Origin of the sequence: Streptomyces sp. NPDC007346, assembly GCF_040703535.1 — a bacterium.
Taxonomy (GTDB): Bacteria; Actinomycetota; Actinomycetes; order Streptomycetales; family Streptomycetaceae; genus Streptomyces.
Genome location: NZ_JBEYKR010000021.1, coordinates 12,624 through 28,741, shown reverse-complemented (window position 1 = coordinate 28,741; position 16,118 = coordinate 12,624). Strand labels below are relative to the sequence as shown.

The 16,118-nt window shown below is 72.8% G+C and carries 13 protein-coding genes; 8 read left to right on the top strand and 5 right to left on the bottom strand.

The features are described from left to right. Window positions 1-8: 8 nt before the first annotated feature. Complete coding sequence (locus AB0917_RS09180) at window positions 9-830, bottom strand: helix-turn-helix domain-containing protein (RefSeq protein WP_366818865.1); 822 nt, start codon at window positions 828-830, stop codon at window positions 9-11. A gap of 405 nt (window positions 831-1,235) precedes the next feature. Here AB0917_RS09180 and AB0917_RS09175 point away from each other — a divergent pair, with 405 nt between their 5' ends. From AB0917_RS09175 to AB0917_RS09155, 5 genes are read left to right on the top strand one after another with little or no spacing between them, the layout of a single operon-like run. Beyond that, complete coding sequence (locus tag AB0917_RS09175; protein ID WP_366818864.1) at window positions 1,236-2,033, top strand: ABC transporter ATP-binding protein; 798 nt, start codon at window positions 1,236-1,238, stop codon at window positions 2,031-2,033. Next, window positions 2,021-2,836 carry an ABC transporter ATP-binding protein gene (locus tag AB0917_RS09170; RefSeq protein ID WP_366818862.1) on the top strand — a complete coding sequence of 272 codons (816 nt, stop codon included), beginning with the start codon at window positions 2,021-2,023 and terminating at the stop codon, window positions 2,834-2,836. Before AB0917_RS09175 ends, AB0917_RS09170 begins: the two co-directional genes overlap by 13 nt. Next, complete coding sequence (locus AB0917_RS09165) at window positions 2,833-3,723, top strand: branched-chain amino acid ABC transporter permease (RefSeq protein ID WP_366818861.1); 891 nt, start codon at window positions 2,833-2,835, stop codon at window positions 3,721-3,723. Before AB0917_RS09170 ends, AB0917_RS09165 begins: the two co-directional genes overlap by 4 nt. Beyond that, on the top strand, window positions 3,716-4,903 hold the full coding sequence (locus AB0917_RS09160) for a branched-chain amino acid ABC transporter permease (protein ID WP_366818860.1): 1,188 nt from the start codon (window positions 3,716-3,718) through the stop codon (window positions 4,901-4,903). The genes AB0917_RS09165 and AB0917_RS09160 overlap by 8 nt, the downstream gene beginning before the upstream one ends. Then, a complete protein-coding gene (locus AB0917_RS09155) occupies window positions 4,900-6,150 on the top strand; it encodes an ABC transporter substrate-binding protein (protein WP_366818859.1) in 1,251 nt (416 codons plus the stop codon). The genes AB0917_RS09160 and AB0917_RS09155 overlap by 4 nt, the downstream gene beginning before the upstream one ends. 152 nt (window positions 6,151-6,302) lie before the next feature. Here the strand turns inward: AB0917_RS09155 and AB0917_RS09150 are convergent, their stop codons facing one another. The 3 genes from AB0917_RS09150 to AB0917_RS09140 all read right to left on the bottom strand — a co-directional run bounded on the left by AB0917_RS09150 (window position 6,303) and on the right by AB0917_RS09140 (window position 11,993). Continuing rightward, the gene (locus tag AB0917_RS09150) at window positions 6,303-8,702 is read right to left on the bottom strand and encodes a discoidin domain-containing protein (protein ID WP_366818858.1); all 2,400 of its coding nucleotides are present in this window, start codon (window positions 8,700-8,702) and stop codon (window positions 6,303-6,305) included. A 184-nt stretch (window positions 8,703-8,886) separates the two neighbouring features. Continuing rightward, window positions 8,887-11,058, bottom strand: a complete 2,172-nt coding sequence (locus AB0917_RS09145) for a bifunctional serine/threonine-protein kinase/ABC transporter substrate-binding protein (protein ID WP_366818857.1) — start codon at window positions 11,056-11,058, stop codon at window positions 8,887-8,889. Between the two features lie 68 nt (window positions 11,059-11,126). Then, on the bottom strand, window positions 11,127-11,993 hold the full coding sequence (locus AB0917_RS09140; RefSeq protein ID WP_366818856.1) for a hypothetical protein: 867 nt from the start codon (window positions 11,991-11,993) through the stop codon (window positions 11,127-11,129). A 441-nt stretch (window positions 11,994-12,434) separates the two neighbouring features. On the opposite strand from AB0917_RS09140, the gene AB0917_RS09135 reads away from it, so the two are divergent. From AB0917_RS09135 to AB0917_RS09125, 3 genes are all read left to right on the top strand, one after another. Continuing rightward, a complete protein-coding gene (locus tag AB0917_RS09135; RefSeq protein ID WP_366818855.1) occupies window positions 12,435-13,613 on the top strand; it encodes a hypothetical protein in 1,179 nt (392 codons plus the stop codon). Between the two features lie 11 nt (window positions 13,614-13,624). Next, a complete protein-coding gene (locus AB0917_RS09130; RefSeq protein ID WP_366818853.1) occupies window positions 13,625-14,245 on the top strand; it encodes a papain-like cysteine peptidase in 621 nt (206 codons plus the stop codon). A gap of 115 nt (window positions 14,246-14,360) precedes the next feature. Further along, window positions 14,361-15,113: a PIG-L family deacetylase gene (locus AB0917_RS09125; protein ID WP_366818852.1), complete on the top strand. Its 753-nt coding sequence runs from the start codon at window positions 14,361-14,363 to the stop codon at window positions 15,111-15,113. Between the two features lie 173 nt (window positions 15,114-15,286). On the opposite strand, the gene pssA is transcribed toward AB0917_RS09125, so the two are convergent. Further along, window positions 15,287-16,114, bottom strand: a complete 828-nt coding sequence (pssA, locus tag AB0917_RS09120; RefSeq protein WP_032757026.1) for a CDP-diacylglycerol--serine O-phosphatidyltransferase — start codon at window positions 16,112-16,114, stop codon at window positions 15,287-15,289. Window positions 16,115-16,118 lie beyond the last annotated feature (4 nt).

The following is a 16,118-nucleotide window of genomic DNA, read 5'->3' as shown; positions in this document are numbered from 1 at the left end:
CCCTTCCCTCACCCCCGCGACGCCGGCAACCGCAGCGCCTCCAGCGCCAGCACCGTCTCGACCAGCTCGCGTGGGTGTGACAGCGACCGCGAGGTCAGCCGTTCCAGCCGCCGCAGCCGGTTGAACACGGTGTTCCGGTGACACCGCAGCCGTACCGCGGCCCGCCCCACCGAACCCCCGCACTCCAGCCACGCCTCCAACGTCCCCATCAGCAGGGCCCGTTCCGCCGGAGCCAGCACGAGCAGCGGGCCGAACACCTCCGTGAGCAGCCGCGCGGACAGCTCCGGCGCGCTCGCCACGAGGGCCGTCGGCAACCGCTCGTCCAGCGCCACGATCTCGCGCGTCCCCGGCCCACAGGCCAGCAGCGCCGCCCCCGCCAGCCGTCGGGCGAGCCCCAGCTCCGCGAGGCCGCCCACCACCGGGCTGACGCCGACCGGCCCCGCCCCGGCCTCCGCCAGCCGCGCGACCGGCCCGGCCAGGCCCTCCGGGCCCAGCAGGACGACCCCCACCTCCCCGCACCAGCACCACCGCGCCCCCTCCGGATCCGGGACCGAGGCTGCCGGGACGGTCGCCACCGGGGCACGGCCTACCGCAGCGGTCCCGCCCGGGGCGGAGGCCACCGGAGCGGTCCCGTCCGGGACGGAGGCTGCCGGGCCGCGGCCCACCGGAGCGTTCGCGCCCGGCACCACCACCGCGTAACGCCCCCGTTCGGGCAGCCCGAGCCCCCGCGCCGCACGCCGCACCTGGTGCGGCTGGGCGGAGCCCGCCAGCAGCGGGCCGAGCAGCGCCCCGGCCCGCGTCCGCTCCCCGGGCCCCGTCTCCCGCAGCATCCCCGCCTCCGTCCGCCGGACCGGCCACCGGCTCGTCGGGCGCCTGTCGTCCGCCACCGCGACCGCCGCCGGGACCGGTCTCCCCGATGACCGACGAGGATGCCACCGGCCGTCCCCGCGGGAGCCCGCCCGTCGCCGCCTCTGTGCGCGTGCACAACGAGGCCCTTCGATCGCTGGTCACCCGCATCGACTCCGGCCCGCACCGTGGACGCGCGCCCCGGCCGGTGCTGGTCTGTGGCACCACACGACGCCACACCCCACAGCTGAGCACCACCCACGAGCCTCACCCATCAGCACGACACGAGCAGAGCTCCACCCACGAGCACCCCATGAGCCCCACCCATCAGCACGGCTCATGAACACCACCCATCAGCACGACACGAGAAGGCGGAAGGAGGAGGACGCATGGCAACGCTAGAGATCCGCGCACTGTCCGTCGGCTACGGCCCGGTCCGGGCCCTGCGCGACATCTCCGTCGATGTGCCGGACGGCGCGATCACCGCCGTACTCGGCGGCAACGGCGCGGGCAAGACCACGCTGCTGCGGGCCGTATCGCGGACCCTCGGCTTCCACCGCGGTACGGGCACCGGCACCATCCGGTTCGACGGCCGCCCCCTGGAGGGGCTGCGGCCCGCCCAGGTGGTGGCCGCCGGAGTGGTCCAGGTACCGGAGGGCCGGCAGGTCTTCGCCCGGATGACGGTGGCCGACAACCTGCGCGCGGGCGCACTCGGGGCGCGCGGCGGGCGCAAGCAGACGAGCGCCGCCCTGGCCCGCGTCCACGAGCTGTTCCCGGTCCTCTCCGACCGTGCCCACCAGCGGGCCGGACTCCTCTCCGGCGGTGAGCAGCAGATGCTGGCGATGGGCCGGGCCCTGATGGCGGGGCCCCGGCTGCTCCTGCTGGACGAGCCCTCGCTCGGCCTCGCCCCGCTGATGGCGGCGAGGATCGCGGAGACCGTGCAGGAGATCAACGCGAGCGGCACCTCCGTGATGCTCGTCGAGCAGAACGCGGCCATCGCGCTGCGCCTGGCCTCGACGGCGTACGTACTCGACGTCGGCGAGGTCGCCCTGCACGGGCCCGCCGCCGAACTGGCCGCCTCCGACGAGGTGCGCCGGCGCTACCTCGGCGTGGTCGACGAGGAGGCCGCCGCCGACGCGGACGCGGCCTCCCGCCACCGGCGCACCCTGAGCAGGTGGTCCGCGTGAAGACCGCACCGGCCACCGCGGCCGACGCCACCACCGAGCCGGCCGCCCTCACCGTCACCGACGTGACCGTACGCTTCGCCGGGCTCACCGCCCTGGACGGCGTCTCCTTCACCGTCGAACCCGGCAGCGTGCACGCCGTCATCGGCCCCAACGGCGCGGGCAAGTCCACCTGCTTCAACGTCCTCTCCGGCGTCTACCGCGCCGCCGCGGGCACCGTCCACCTCGGCACCACCGAGCTCACCGGCCTCGCGCCGCACGCCATCGCCGCCCTCGGCGTCGCCCGCACCTTCCAGAACCTGGCGCTCCCGCCGCACGCGACCGTCGCCGACAGCCTGCTGCTCGGCCGTCACCGGCTCACCCGCTCCGGGTTCCTCGCCACCGGCCTGCGGCTGCCGTCCGCCGCCCGCGAGGAGCGGCGCCACCTGGACCGGGTCCGCGAGATCGCCGAATTCATCGGCCTGGAGCAGGCGTTGGAACGTCCGGCGGGCTCCCTCCCGTACGGGCAGCAGAAGCTCGTCGAGCTGGGCCGCGCCCTGTGCATGGAGCCACGGGTGCTGCTCCTGGACGAGCCGATCGCCGGGATGACCGCCGACGAACGCCGCCGTACCGCGGCCGTCGTGGCCGACGTACGCGACAGCCTCGGCATCTCCATCGTGCTGGTCGAGCACGACATGGGGGTGGTGATGCGGCTCGCGGACGCGGTGACCGTACTCGACTTCGGACGCAGGATCGCGGGCGGCACACCCGCCGAGGTCCAGAACGACCCGGCCGTCGTCCAGGCCTACTTGGGAGCACCGGAATGACCACGTTCATCGAACTTCTCCTCGGCGGCCTGTCGATCGGTTCGGTCTACGCACTGATCGCCCTCGGGTTCGTCGTCATCTTCAAGGCCACCGAGGTCGTCAACTTCGCCCATGCGTCACTGCTGTTGGCGGGCGGCTACGTCACCGCCGTCCTCCACGACGACATCGGGTTCTGGCCCGCGCTGCTCGTCGGGATCGCCGGGGCCGCGACCGTCGGGGCGGCCATCGAGTTCTTCGTGATGCGCCGCTACCGGGGCAGCGACCACAGCGTCCTGGCCATCGTCACCATCGGCGTCGACATCCTCCTCATCACCGAACTCACCCGCCGCATGGGCACGGACGTCCTCGCGCTCGGCGACCCGTGGGGCAACGAGGTCGTCCAGATCGGCGGGATCACCCTCGCCCAGACCAGGATCGCCGCGTTCCTCGCCGCCGGACTCCTCATCTCCGTGTTCCTGCTGGCCTTCCGCTACACATCGTGGGGCGTCTCCATGCGGGCCGCCGCCGAGAACCCGCAGACCGCCGCCCTCATGGGCATCAAGCTGGGCAGGGTCTCGCTCGCCGCCTGGGCCGTCGCCGGGGCCCTGGCCGCCGTCGCGGCGCTCTTCCTCACGGTCTTCCCGACGCCCGGCCTGGAGCGCGCCACCTCGCTCGCCGCGCTCAAGGCGTTCCCCGCCGCGATCCTCGGCGGGCTCGACTCCACGACCGGGGCGCTCGCCGGCGGACTCATCGTCGGCGTCACCGAGTCGCTCGCCACCGGCTACCAGAGCGACCTCTCCTTCCTCGGCCGGGGCATCGGCGATCTGGCGCCCTACCTGGTGATGGTCGCGGTCCTGCTCATCCGGCCCGCGGGACTCTTCGGCACGAAGGAGCTGGCCCGTGTCTGACACCGCCGCCGAAGCCACCTCCGGAGCGACAACCGCCCCCGCCCCCGCGCCCGGTGGCGCGGGGAGCCTCACCGGCCGGCTGCTCCGGCCCCGTACGTGCGCCGTCCTCATCGGCTCCCTCCTGCTCCTCGCCCTCCCCTTCTACCTGGACCGCTTCTGGCTCCAGGCCGGACTGTTCGCGATGGCGGCGGCCATCGGTGCCATCGGGCTGAACATGCTCACCGGCGCCACCGGCCAACTCTCCATGGGCCACGCGTTCTTCCTCGCCGTCGGCGCGTACAGCTACTGCGTCCTGGCGGGGGAGTCCAGCACCGAGAACGGCCACGCCCTGACCGGGCTGGGGCTGCCCACCTGGCTGGCGGCGATCCTCGCCGTACTGATCGCGGGGGCCGCGGGAGGGCTGTTCAGCCCGATCGCCGGGCGGCTGCGCGGCGCCTACCTCGGTATCGCGACCCTCGCACTGATCTTCATCGGGCAGCACGTCCTGTTCAACGCGGGCTCCCTGACCGGGGGTTACAACGGGCGGGCCGTACCGCCGCTCTCCCTCTTCGGGTTCACCTTCGACGACAGTGAACTCGTCGTCGCCGCCGTCCCGTTCGGCTCCTCGGAGAAGCTCTGGTACGTGGGCCTGGCCGCTCTGCTGCTCAGCGCCCTGTTCGCCCGCGGTGTGCTGCGGGGCAGGCCGGGCCGGGCGATGAACGCCATCCGCGACCACCGGATCGCGGCGGGCGTCATGGGCGTACCGGTGGCGCGCTACCGGGCCGGGGTCTTCGTCCTGTCCTCGATGTACGCCGGTCTCGCGGGCGTCCTGCTCGCCCTGGTCTTCCAGCGGACCGTGCCCGAGTACTTCGGCATGATCCTGTCCCTCGAATACCTCGCCATGATCGTCATCGGCGGTCTCGGCAGCGTCGCGGGGGCCGTCGTCGGCGCCTTCTTCGTCTCCCTGCTCCCGCAGGTGCTCACGCACTACAGCGACTCCCTCCCCCTGGTCTCCGCCCCCGGTACGGGCGGTCTGGCACCGGGTGAGGCGTCCCGCTATCTGTACGGCGCCGCGGTGGTCGCGGTGGTCCTGTTCCTGCCCGGCGGCCTCGCCCGCCTCGGCATCGCACGCCCGCGAGTCCGCCTCGCCAAGGCACGCCCGCGATTCACGCGTCCGAAGAAATCAGGGGAGAAGAAATGAAACTCAGAGCGCTCACGGCCGTGGTCGCGGCCCTCACCGTCACCCTCGTCGGGTGCAGCGGCAAGGCGACCGAAGGGAAGGGCGACGAGCAGGACAAGGCCGGTATAAAGACGGGCCCCGGGGTCTCCTCCTCGACGATCTCGCTCGGTGTCCTCACCGACATGACCGGGGTGTACGCCTCGCTCGGCAAGAGCGTCACCCAGGCCCAGCAGCTGTGGGTGAAGCAGATCAACGCCAAGGGCGGCATCTGCGACCGGAAGATCGAGCTGACCATCCGGGACCACGGGTACGACCCGCAGAAGGCCATCGCCGGCTACACCGAGCTGGAACCGAAGGTGCTGGGCTTCGCCCAGTTCATCGGCTCCCCGTTCGTCGCCGCCGTCGAGCAGCGCATCGACGGCAAGGACAAGGGCCTCGTACTGCCGCAGGCCTGGTCGGCGAACCTGCTCGGCTCCCCGTACATCCGCGTCATCGGCGCCACGTACGACGTCGAGACCATCAACCTGATCGACCACCTGCTCAAGGAGAAGCGCATCGCCAAGGGCGACAGGATCGGTCATGTGTACTTCGAGGGCGACTACGGCGAGAACGCGCTCACCGGCTCGAAGTACGCCGCGAAGGAAGAGGGGCTCACCGTCGTCGAGCAGAAGATCAAGCCGACCGACAACGACATGACGGCCCAGGTCGCCGCCCTCAAGCAGGCCGGGGTGAAGGCCGTCATCGTCAGCGCGGGCCCCCGCCAGGCGGCCTCGCTCGTCGGCGTCGCGGCGGCGACCGGCTTCAACGTCCCCGTCGTCGGCAACAACTCGGCGTACGCACCGCAGTTGTTGAAGACCCAGGCGGGCCCGGCCCTGCTCAAGGACTACTACATCGCCTCCTCCACCCTGCCCATCGGCGACCCCGGCGACGGCCCGTCCCTGCTGGCCAAGGAGTACGCGTCGCAGTACCCGAACGACGTCCTCGACAACGGGGTCGTCGCGGGCTGGACGGCGGCCTCCGTCTTCGGCGAGGCGCTGGACAAGGCGTGCGACAACAAGGAGCTGACCCGGGAGGGCGTGGACAAGGCGCTGCTCACGATCAAGGGGTACGGGACCGAGTTCGGGGTCACCCACGACTTCTCCGACCCCACGGCGCCGTCCACCCGGGAGAGCGTCATCATGAAGCCGGACGCCACGGTCCCCGGCGGCCTGAAGGTCATCAGCCCGGCGTCGGTCTCCCCGGCGGCGAAGTCGTTTCCCCTGAAGTAGCACCCGGAGCGCGTCCACGGTGAAGCGACGCCGTGAGCGCGTACGCGGTGAAGCGACGCTCTGAGCGCGGTTCCCGGTGAAGTGACGCCATGAACGCGGGTGTGGGCCCGGCCGTCGTCCTGCGGCCGGGCCCACACCCACGCTCGGGTCGCTCAGCTCGTGTACGCCTCCACTTCGGAGAGCTGGGCGGCCGGCCAGCCGGTGTTGCCGGCGAACGTCAGCCGCAGGTAGCGGGCCGAGGTCCCGGGCAGGGTGACCGTCGCGGTGTTGCCACTCGACGGGTCGAAGGTGTAACCCGCCGATTCCTTCAGGGTGTTGTACGTGCTGTTGTCGGTGGACCCCAGCACGCTCAGGGTCTGGGTGCGCGTGGCCCAGGCGGCCGCCGGGGGCAGCTTCAGCACCACCCGCCGCACGGCCTTCGCCGCGCCCAGGTCGACGGTGAGGGACTGCGGGAAGGCGTTGTCACGGCTCTCCCAGTACGTGTCCGCGTTCCCGTCCACCGCGTTCCCGGCGCCGTACACGTCGACGTGGCTGCTCGCGGTCACCGCACGACCCTGGGCGAGGTTGCCGGTCTCCTCCGGGGGATCGGTCGGGCCGGGCGGGTCGGTGGGCTCGGGCGGGTCAGTGGGGTCCGGCGGGTCGGTGGGGGTGCCCGGGTCGCCCCCCGGCACCCCGCCGTTGGTCCACACCGGGTCCGGCCAGACACCCGTGCAGGCGGGCGGGTCGGCGTACCAGCCGGAGTTGCCGGTGCCCCGGGTGATCTGGAAGCCCGCGCCGACGCAGTTGTGGATCGGGTTGGACTGGGCGATGTTCGCGGCGACGACGTCGGTGAACGTCGCCCTGCCCGGGGACTGGACCTGGAGTGCGTAGGTCCCCGCCCCGTCGATCTTCACCCGGTTGAAGTTCAGCCCGTTGCTCGCGCCCTCGATGAGGTGGATCGCCGCGTAGGAGCTGTCCAGGATCTCGGTGTCGGTGACGTTGATCGTCGCACCCTCGATCGGCTCGTTGAGGCCGCTGAACCAGACGGCGCCGACGCCGAACTTCCAGTTGTAGTCGTTGTTCCCGGTCCGGATGAGGGTGTTGCGGGCGGCGGTGTGCGTACCCGAGACGGCGGTTCCCCGGCCGGAGTTGACCCCGGGGTAGCGGTTGGCGATGTGCAGCCCGCCGCCGTTGGTGATGGTGTCCGACATGACGTTGTCGGAGATCGTGATGTCCTTGCCGCCGTACGTCACGATGTTGTTCGCCAGGATCGGCAGGATGACGGTGTTGAACGTGAACTTGTTGTTCACGTTCGGGATGTTCTCCGCCCACATGGCGAGGCCGTCGTCACCGCTGTTGCGGACGAAGGTGTTGGTGACGGTGGAGTTGGTGACGCCGTAGTGGAAGTTCACCCCGTCGGCCGTCTGGTCCAGGATCCGGGTGTTCTTCATGGTGAAGTTGTTCATCGGGCCGGTCAGCCAGGCGCCGCACTTGGTGTGCTGGAGCCAGAGGTTGTCGACGACCGAGTCCGACAGGGAGCCGCCGATGGCGTTCACCTGGTCGTCGTCGATCCGCTCGCGGATGTCGCCGATGATCGCGAAGTCTTTCAGCGTCACGTTCGAACTGCCGCCCTGGGAGGCGTACTTGCCGTAGACGCCCACGGCCTTGGCGCGGTCCGTGGGGTGCCGGCCGGTCAGCACGCTGTACCAGGGGCCCGCCCCGCGCAGCGTCACCTCGTCGACGATGATGTGGTCCTGGACCTTGAAGGTTCCCTGCGGGATGTACACCTCCCGGCCCTGGGTGCGGCCCGCGTCCACGGCCGCCTGGATCTTCGCCGTGGCGTCCGCCTCGCCGGTGGGGTCGGCGCCGAAGTCGCTCACCACGTCCAGGGCCCCGGAGGGCTTGCCGATGGGGGCGGCGACCTGTTCGAAGTCGGCGAGGTCGATGGTGAACGTGGAGGACTGGGCGGTGGAGGAGACCTGGAGGCGGACCTTGGTGCCGGTCGGCAGCGTGGCGCCGAACATCGTCCGGGCCTCGTCGTAGAAGTGGTGCGGGTCGGTGTCGCCGGGGTTGTTGTTGAACGGGTAACCCCCGTAGAACCAGCCGTACTTCGAGGTCACGGGCACGCTCTTGAGGTGCGTCCCGTCGACCCGCACGTCGATCGAGGCGTCCCGGCCCGTCCCGGCGGCGTTGTCCGGCAGCGAGTAGCGGAAGGTCATCGCGTTCGCCGGTTCGGTGAGCGTGAACTCCACGTACTCGCCGACCGCGTCGAGCGTGACGGCCTGGCGGCCCGACGCCTCCGAGGGCAGCGAGCCGTAGAGCCGGTCGGGGCCGATGAGCGTGCCGTTGGTGGCGGCGTACTCGGCCTCGTGCTCCGTGAACGGGACGGTCGCCCCGCGTCCGGGCACGTCCAGCGGGGAGGGTGCGGGGACCGCGGCGGCAGCGGCGGGCGGTGCGCCGGCCACGACCAGTGTGGTGGCGGCGGCCAGCGCGGTGAGGGCCAGCGCCAGGGAGGCGGAGAGGGATCGCCGCGCGATGCGGCCGGGGCGTGGGGGTGGTGGGGGAGGGGTCACGGGAGGTCCGTCCTTGCGGCTCGGGGGCTCTGCGGACGCCCTGAGGCTAAGAGCAGCTCCGCAAGGAAGTCTATGCCGCTGCGCAAAATATTGCCCTGGAAGCTCAAATTAGCGACTCAGGCCGGATGTGATGTGCCCTCACCCAGGGCGGAACGCCGACCGGCTCCGGAGGCGGCCGACGTGGTCAGACCTCGCGGCCGTCCATCCCGATGTACCGGAAACGCCCCCGCTCCACGCGGTAGATGAAGACCCCGGTTCCGGTGTACATCCCGTTCGCGGGCTCGAACGCGTAGCTCTTGGAGACGCCCTTGTACCGCGTCGACCGCAGCACGGGCAGCATGTCCTGCCGCGTCACCGTGGACCGGCCCGTCCCCTCCGCGCAGGCCGCGATCAGCCCGACCGCGTCGTACGCCTCGGCGGCCAGCAGCGGCGGCGCACCGTCGAAGCGCCTGCGGTACGCGGCGGCGAAGGCGTGCACCGAGGGTACGGAGGCGGGATCGGCGGCCGTCGACACGACCAGCCACCCCGCCGCGTCCTCGCCCGCCTCCGCCAGGAACCGGGGATCGTGCACGGCCTGGGTGCCGATCTTCGGTCCTAGGAACCCCGCCCGCGTCAGCGCCCGCGCGAACCGGCCGGCATCCCGCCACCCGCCCCCGTACACCACCGCCCCCGGCTTCCTCGCGACGATCCGCTCCGCCTCGGCGTCCAGCTCCGTGCTGCCCTCCCGCACGGTCTCCGCCAGGACCGTGCGGCCGTTGCCCCGCAGCCCCGCGTCCAGGAACCGCGTGGTCTGCCGGCCGTACTCGGTGCCGTCGTCCACCAGCGCCACGGCGTCGATCTCGTACGCCCCCAGGTACTGCGCCACCGGCAGCATCTGCATGTCGTTGCGCGGCCGGGCGCACAGGAAGATCCGGTTGAGGTTGCGGGTGTCCCCGTCGACCACGCTGAGCAGCGGCAGTGCCGCCTCGTCGTACGCCACCAGCGCCTCGCGCGCCGCGTCCGCGCCGGTCGCCCCGATGGCCGCGATCAGCAGCGGGTCCTCGGCGAACCGCCGCACCGCCGCCTTCGCCTTCTCCTCGTCACCGCCGTCGTCGGCCGTGACCAGGCGCAGCGTGAACGGCGCGTCCTTGCGGGCGTTGTGCTCCTCGACCGCGAGGAGCGCCGCCCGCTCCTGGCCCTTGCCCACGGCCGCCGAGGGGCCGCTGAGGTCGGCCTGCACCCCGATGCGCAGCTCCGGCCGGGCGGCCGCACTCTCCCCGCCGCCCCCCTCGCCCTGCCCGCCCCGGGCCTCCTCGCCCCCGAACCCGGCCAGCCAGGCGGTGGTGCCGCCCGCCGCCGCGAGGACCGCGCCGCCGGTCACGTACGCGAGGAACCGCCGGCGCCCGGGGGCGGCGGGGACGGCGGTGGTGTCCCTGCTCCCGGTGCCGGGAGCGCCGGTCCCCGCCGTGGAACCGGCGTCCAGGCTGGTCGCCTCGATGTCGGGCAGGGCCAGCATCCTCGCGGAGCGTTCGGCGATCAGATGGGTCACCGGGCCGGGCAGCCAGCTGCCGCCCGCCGCGTCCTCGGCGAACGCCCGCCGGATGTCCCCGGCGGTCGGCCGCCCCTCCGGCTCCTTGGCCAGGCAGGCCTCCACCAGGGGGCGCAGCCCCGGCGGCAGCGCGCCCAGATCCGCCGGGTCGTGCACCGTACGGAAGAGCATCGCCTCGGCCGGGCCGCTGCCGAACGGCCGTGCGCCGGTCGCCGCGTACACCAGGACGCAGCCCAGCGAGAAGATGTCGCTCGGCGGGCCGATCCGCCGTCCCTGCGCCTGCTCGGGTGAGAGGAAGCCGGGCGAGCCGACGATCACGTCCGTCGCCGTGAGGACGGTGTCGTCCAGGGCCCGCGCGATCCCGAAGTCGATCAGCCGAGGACCGTCCAGACCCAGCAGAACGTTGCCGGGTTTCACGTCCCGGTGGACGAGCCCCGCCCCGTGGACGGCCTCCAGCGCCTCCGCCAGCATCGAGCCGAGCGCCCGCACGCTGCGCTCCGGCAGCGGCGCCCCGCCCCCCACCGCCTCGCTCAGCGGCGGCCCCGGCACGAACTCGGTGGCCAGCCACGGCGCGGCCGCCTCGGTGTCGGCGTCGACCACCGGCACCGCCCACCGGTTGCGCACCTGCCGGGCGATCATTACCTCGCGCCGGAACCGGGTGCGGAACCCGGGGTCGTCCGCGTACTCGGCCCGGATCAGCTTGATGGCCACCAGCGCGCCGCCGGGCGACCGGCCCAGCAGCACCACGCCCATACCTCCGGCACCGAGCCGGCCGAGGGTGCGGTACCCGGCGATCCGCGCCGGGTCCGTGGAATGGAGCGGTTCCATCAGCGGTTACGTCCCTGAATCGTGTCGTCCGCCCGCAGGCGCTCTCTCCAACAAGACCTGGCCCACGGTCACTTCAGTTCCAGCTCGACGCGGTAGAGCACCTTGGCACCGCCCTCGGCGGCGATCCGCAGCAGGTCGGCGTTCTCATAGCCCTGGGCGCCCTTGACCGAGACGGCCGTGGTCACCGGCCCGATCCGGGACTTGGTCCACACGTAGTCCTGGGTCCCGCCCGAGCCGGGTCCGGTGTACTTCCCCGCCTCGAAGAGCGAGGCGTCCGCGTTGCGCACGTCCTTCGGGTCGAACTGCAACGACATCAGCCCGCTCAGCCGCTGCCCGCTGCCCAGCTCCTGCGCCGGGCACCGGAAGCTCTCCTGGACGGTGTCCTTGATCTCCCGGTCCGCCCCCTCGACGGTCTCGTGCACCGTCACGGTCACCGCCCCCTGGACCCGCCCCTTGCCGTCCTGGGCCGGGATGTCGATCCGCCGGGTGAAGGTGTCCAGCACCCCGGCGGGCAGCGCGGTCCGGCTCCAGACACAGGAATCGGCCAGCACCGGCCACGTACCGCCGCTCTCGTACGGGGTGTGCCGCACCATCCCCGCCGTCCAGTCGTCCTCCCCCAGAGCGGCGTTACGCGTCAGCCTGCGGGCCTCGGCGGCCGTCTTCGGCACCCGGGCCGGGTCGGGAGTGAACTCGTACGCGCTGGGCAGCGCCCCGGGCTCCCCGGACTCCTGCGGCTCCTTCGGGTCCTGCGTCCCGGACGGGTCCTGCGTCCCGGACGGGTCCGCCGTCCCCCCGGCCTGCCTCACCGAGGCGGACGGCTTCGGCTCCGGGTCCTCCCCGGCCTGCGTCGCCGCGTTTCCGCAGCCCGCGAGCAGTATCCCCGCCGCCGCGACCGCCACCGCACGTACCCCGTCGCGCCTGTTCCTCGTCATCATCGGACCCCCGTCGTCCCCCTGCTCCGCGCCCCGCCCGAATCGTCGGGGCGTCGGATGCGACGTGATTCTAGAAGCCCGGCGCGCCGGATTGACAGGACCCCCGTACTCACCCCGCTGCCGAAACTTCTCAGCCACTGCGAGGGGTTCGCCTCTGGTGTGGGGGAGCGGTTCGTGGTAAGCGCCCGTCGCCGGGAGGTGGTCGTGGCTGAAATCAGGTCACGGCGGACGAACGGAACTCCCGTACGGCGGGGGCGATACCGGGGGTCAGGGGGCCTCACGGCCCCCGTCCACGGGTCCCATGATCGGCGGAAAATTGGTCTGGACCACCTGGGGGGCCGGTGGTTAGCTCGACCCCGGACCCGGGCCGCCGGGCTGCGGGCCGTTCCGCTTCGGCCCGTCCTATCCGCTGCCTGCCCGCGTCCTGCTGAGGGGATCCATCCCGTGATCGACATCGTGGCCGTACTCAGGGCCGAGGACGCCGTACTGGACTTCCTCTCCGTGCTCATCGCCCCCGGGCCCGCCCTTCGGCGGGAGGAGGGCCGTGAGGTCCACGTCCTGTTCGGCGACACCGCCGAACACCTGGTGCTCCCGGCCGGCCTCCCCGCAGCCGAGCGCCTCGCCGCCGTCGCCCGGCACATCCGGCCCGTCGACGAGAGCGCCGCGTCGCCGGGACCGGAGGCGCTGGCCGCCCTGATCGAGGCCGTGGCCCAAGGAGCCCCTGCCCGGCTCTGGACCCACTCGCCCGCCGACACCCGGCGCAGCAGGGGCCGCCTCGGCCGGGACGCCGCTGCCGCCGTCGCCCCGGACGGGCCGCCCGTCCTGCACGCGGTGGGCCACTCCCCGTACCTCCAGTTCGTCAGCGACCTCGACCGGCCGCTGGACCGCGCCGGGGCCGAGGCCAAGCTCGCCTTCGTCAACCGGCACTGCGGCCACCTGCTGCGGACCGCCTCCGCCGAGTACGTCGTCCAGACCGGCCGGGTCCACGCCACCGAGCGCTTCTTCTCCGCCGGGCCGCAGGAGCGCGAACGCCTCTTCGCACTTCTGGCCAGCCTCGACGAGGAGGCGGCCTCGGTGCGTGACCCGTGGGAGTTCGCCACCTCCGCCTACGAGGCGGAGCGGCTGGACGCCACCGTCGCGTGGATCGCCGGGCACTGTGCGCCCGGCAGCGGCCCCCTCATCGAGGTCGGCGCCTGCGAAGGGGCGCTCACCACCCGGCTCGCGGAGAAGGGCTTCACCGTCCACGCGACCGAACCCAACCCCGCCTTCCGCGGGCGGCTGGCCGAGGCCGTCGGCGACACCGCCAGGATCCGCCCCGACTCCCTGGAGGAGCTGGCCGCCGGCCGAGGGCTGCGCGGTGCGGCCTACCTCCTGATCGAGATGCTCTACTACGGCCAGGACCTCGCCCTGCTGGACCGGCTCCCGACGGACCTGGTCTTCGTCGCCCTCGAACCCGAGACGCTCGCCACCGGGCTGACCCCCTGGCTGGAGAGCGCCCCGCACTGGGAGAAGGCCGACGAGACCCCGCTCGTCGCCCCGGCGCTGGAGACCGTCTGCGGCGGCCGCGCCTACCTCGGCAAACGCGGCAGCGTCGGCGTCCTGCTGCGCCGCACCGGCGCCTGACGGGGGCCACCGTGTACGACGTCTGCGTCGGGCTCGGCTACCACTGCGAGTCCACCTACCAGCTCCGCCGCATCACCGGGATGGAACGGGCCCACTTCTTCGACTGGCTCGACCTCGACCTCGAAGCCGTGAAGAAGACCATCGAGGCCGACTTCGCCAACGTGCTCCGTCCCGGCCTGAGCGAACCCTTCAGCGACGGAGCCTGCGTACGGGATCGGGGCTCGGACATCCGCTTCTTCCACGACTTCCACGCCCCGGACGGCACCCCGCTGACCCCGGGCCTCATCGCCGAGCAGTATCCGGTGGCCCGGGAGAAGTTCGCCTACCTGGCCGACCGCTGGCGGGCCCTGACGGCCTCCCGCTCCCGCGTCCTGTACGTGCACCACGACGCGTTCGACGAGAGCGGCGCCGACGACCTGGCGGCCCTGCACGAGCTATTGCGCTCCCGCTACCCGGACCACGCGTTCGACCTGCTCTGGCTGCGCCGTACGCCCCCGCGGGACGCCGCCGCGCTCCCGCCCGGCATCGGCTGGTCCACCGTCGCCGCCCAGCCCGGCCGCTGGAAGGGCAGCGACGCGGCCTGGGACGCGGCCCTCGCCCCGCTGGACATCCCCCGGGCACCCGCGCCCTGACCCCGTATCCCGTCCGAGCCGAGTGTCCCGTCAGCCCGTCCGAGCCGAGTGTCCCGTCAGCCCGTCCGAGCCGAGTGTCCCGTCCGAGCCGAGCGAAAGCCCCTCCGGAGGAACCGTGCCCACCCCCGTACCGCCCCCCTGGCGCACCCTCGTCGTCTCCCCGCACTTCGACGACGCCGCGCTCTCCCTCGCCGGGCTGCTGCCCACCCTGCCCGGCCCCCTCGCCGTCGTCACCGTCCACGGCGGGCCCCCGCCGCCCGGCTCCCCCGTCTCCTGGTGGGACAGCGTCTGCGGCTTCACCACCGCCGCCGAGGCCCATCGGGCCCGCCGTGCCGAGGACGCCCGCGCCTGCGCGCTGCTGGGCGCCGAGCAGCTGCTGATCGACCACCCCGACGGCCCGTACGTCACCGAGGGCGACGAACCGGACGCGCTCGACGCCCTCCTGGGCGGCCTCGCCCCCACCACGCGGGTGCTCGTCCCGCTCGGCACCAACCAGCCCGACCACGAGGCGGTACGGCTGCGCGCCGAACGCGCCCTCGCCGCGGCCGGTGCGCCCGCCCCCTGGGTCTACGCCGACCTGCCCTACACCGGGCACCTGCCGGAGTGGGGCACGCCCGAGGCGTCCGGGGCGCTGGCCGCGAGCCAGAAGTGGGGGACCGCCTACCAGGAGCTCAGCCGCCGCCACTGGGCCACTGTCCGCCATGAGCTGGTGCTCTCCGACGAGCAGTGGGCGGCCAAGCGGGCGGCGGTCCTCAGCCACGCCTCCCAGCTCGCCGCGCTCGCCCCCGACCACGGGAACTTCCTCGCCAGGACCGGCCCCCTGCGCGCCGAGCTGATCTGGAGCCTGGAGCCCCGCAGCGCCGAGTGACCCGGGCGCCCGCGAACGGGTGGGGGGCCGGGGCGCGCACGAGGCCCGAGGGGCGCACGAGGCCCGAGGAACGAACGCACGAGGCCCCGAGGAGCGCACGAGGCCCCGGGAACGCACGAGGGCCCGGATGCCGGGGAGCATCCGGGCCCTCGCCCTGTTCTGCGTACGTACCGCTACGGCAGCTGCGCCGCCCGTGCCTCGCGCCGGTTGTCACGGAACGTGTTGACCCGCCGCGCCGTGGCGAAGAGCGGGATCACCGCACCGAGGACGACCTGGAGCGCACAGCCGGTCTGGAGCAGCAGCTGACCGCCCGGCGCGTCGAACGCCCACGCGGCCAGCAGCCCCATCGCGCCCACGATCCAGCTGAGCATCGCCACCGCGAGGATGCCCCGCGGCTTGGGGTACTCGACCCGGCTCACCATCAGCCACGCCACCCCGATGATCGCGAGCAGCGTCGGGACGAAGGGCAGCTCCAGGAGCACGATCGAGACGACCGTCAGAGCTCCGAAGGGGCTCGGCATGCCCTGGAACATGCCGTCCTTCAAGGTCACACAGGAGAATCTGGCCAGCCTGAGCACCACCGCCAGCAGCACGACGATCGCCGCCAGGGCGGACACCCGCTGGTGGGCGTCGTCCGCGACCATCCCGTACACGAGGACGAAGTAGGCCGGGGCGAGCCCGAAGCTGATCAGGTCGGAGAGGTTGTCCAGCTCGGCCCCCATCGGCGAGGAGCGCAGCTTGCGTGCCACGAGCCCGTCGAAGAGGTCGAAGATCGCCGCCATCAGCATGAGGATGACCGCGGTGGCCGCCGAGTGGCGGGCCATCCCCGTCTCCTCGCTGCCCGTGAGGTGCGGGATGAGGATCCCCGTGGTGGTGAAGTACACCGCCATGAACCCGCACGTGGCGTTACCGAGAGTGAGCGTGTCCGCTATCGACAGCCGCATCGAGAGCGGCATGTCCTCCGCGCCGTCGGCGTCGCTCTCCTCATCGGCCTCCGGCACCCAG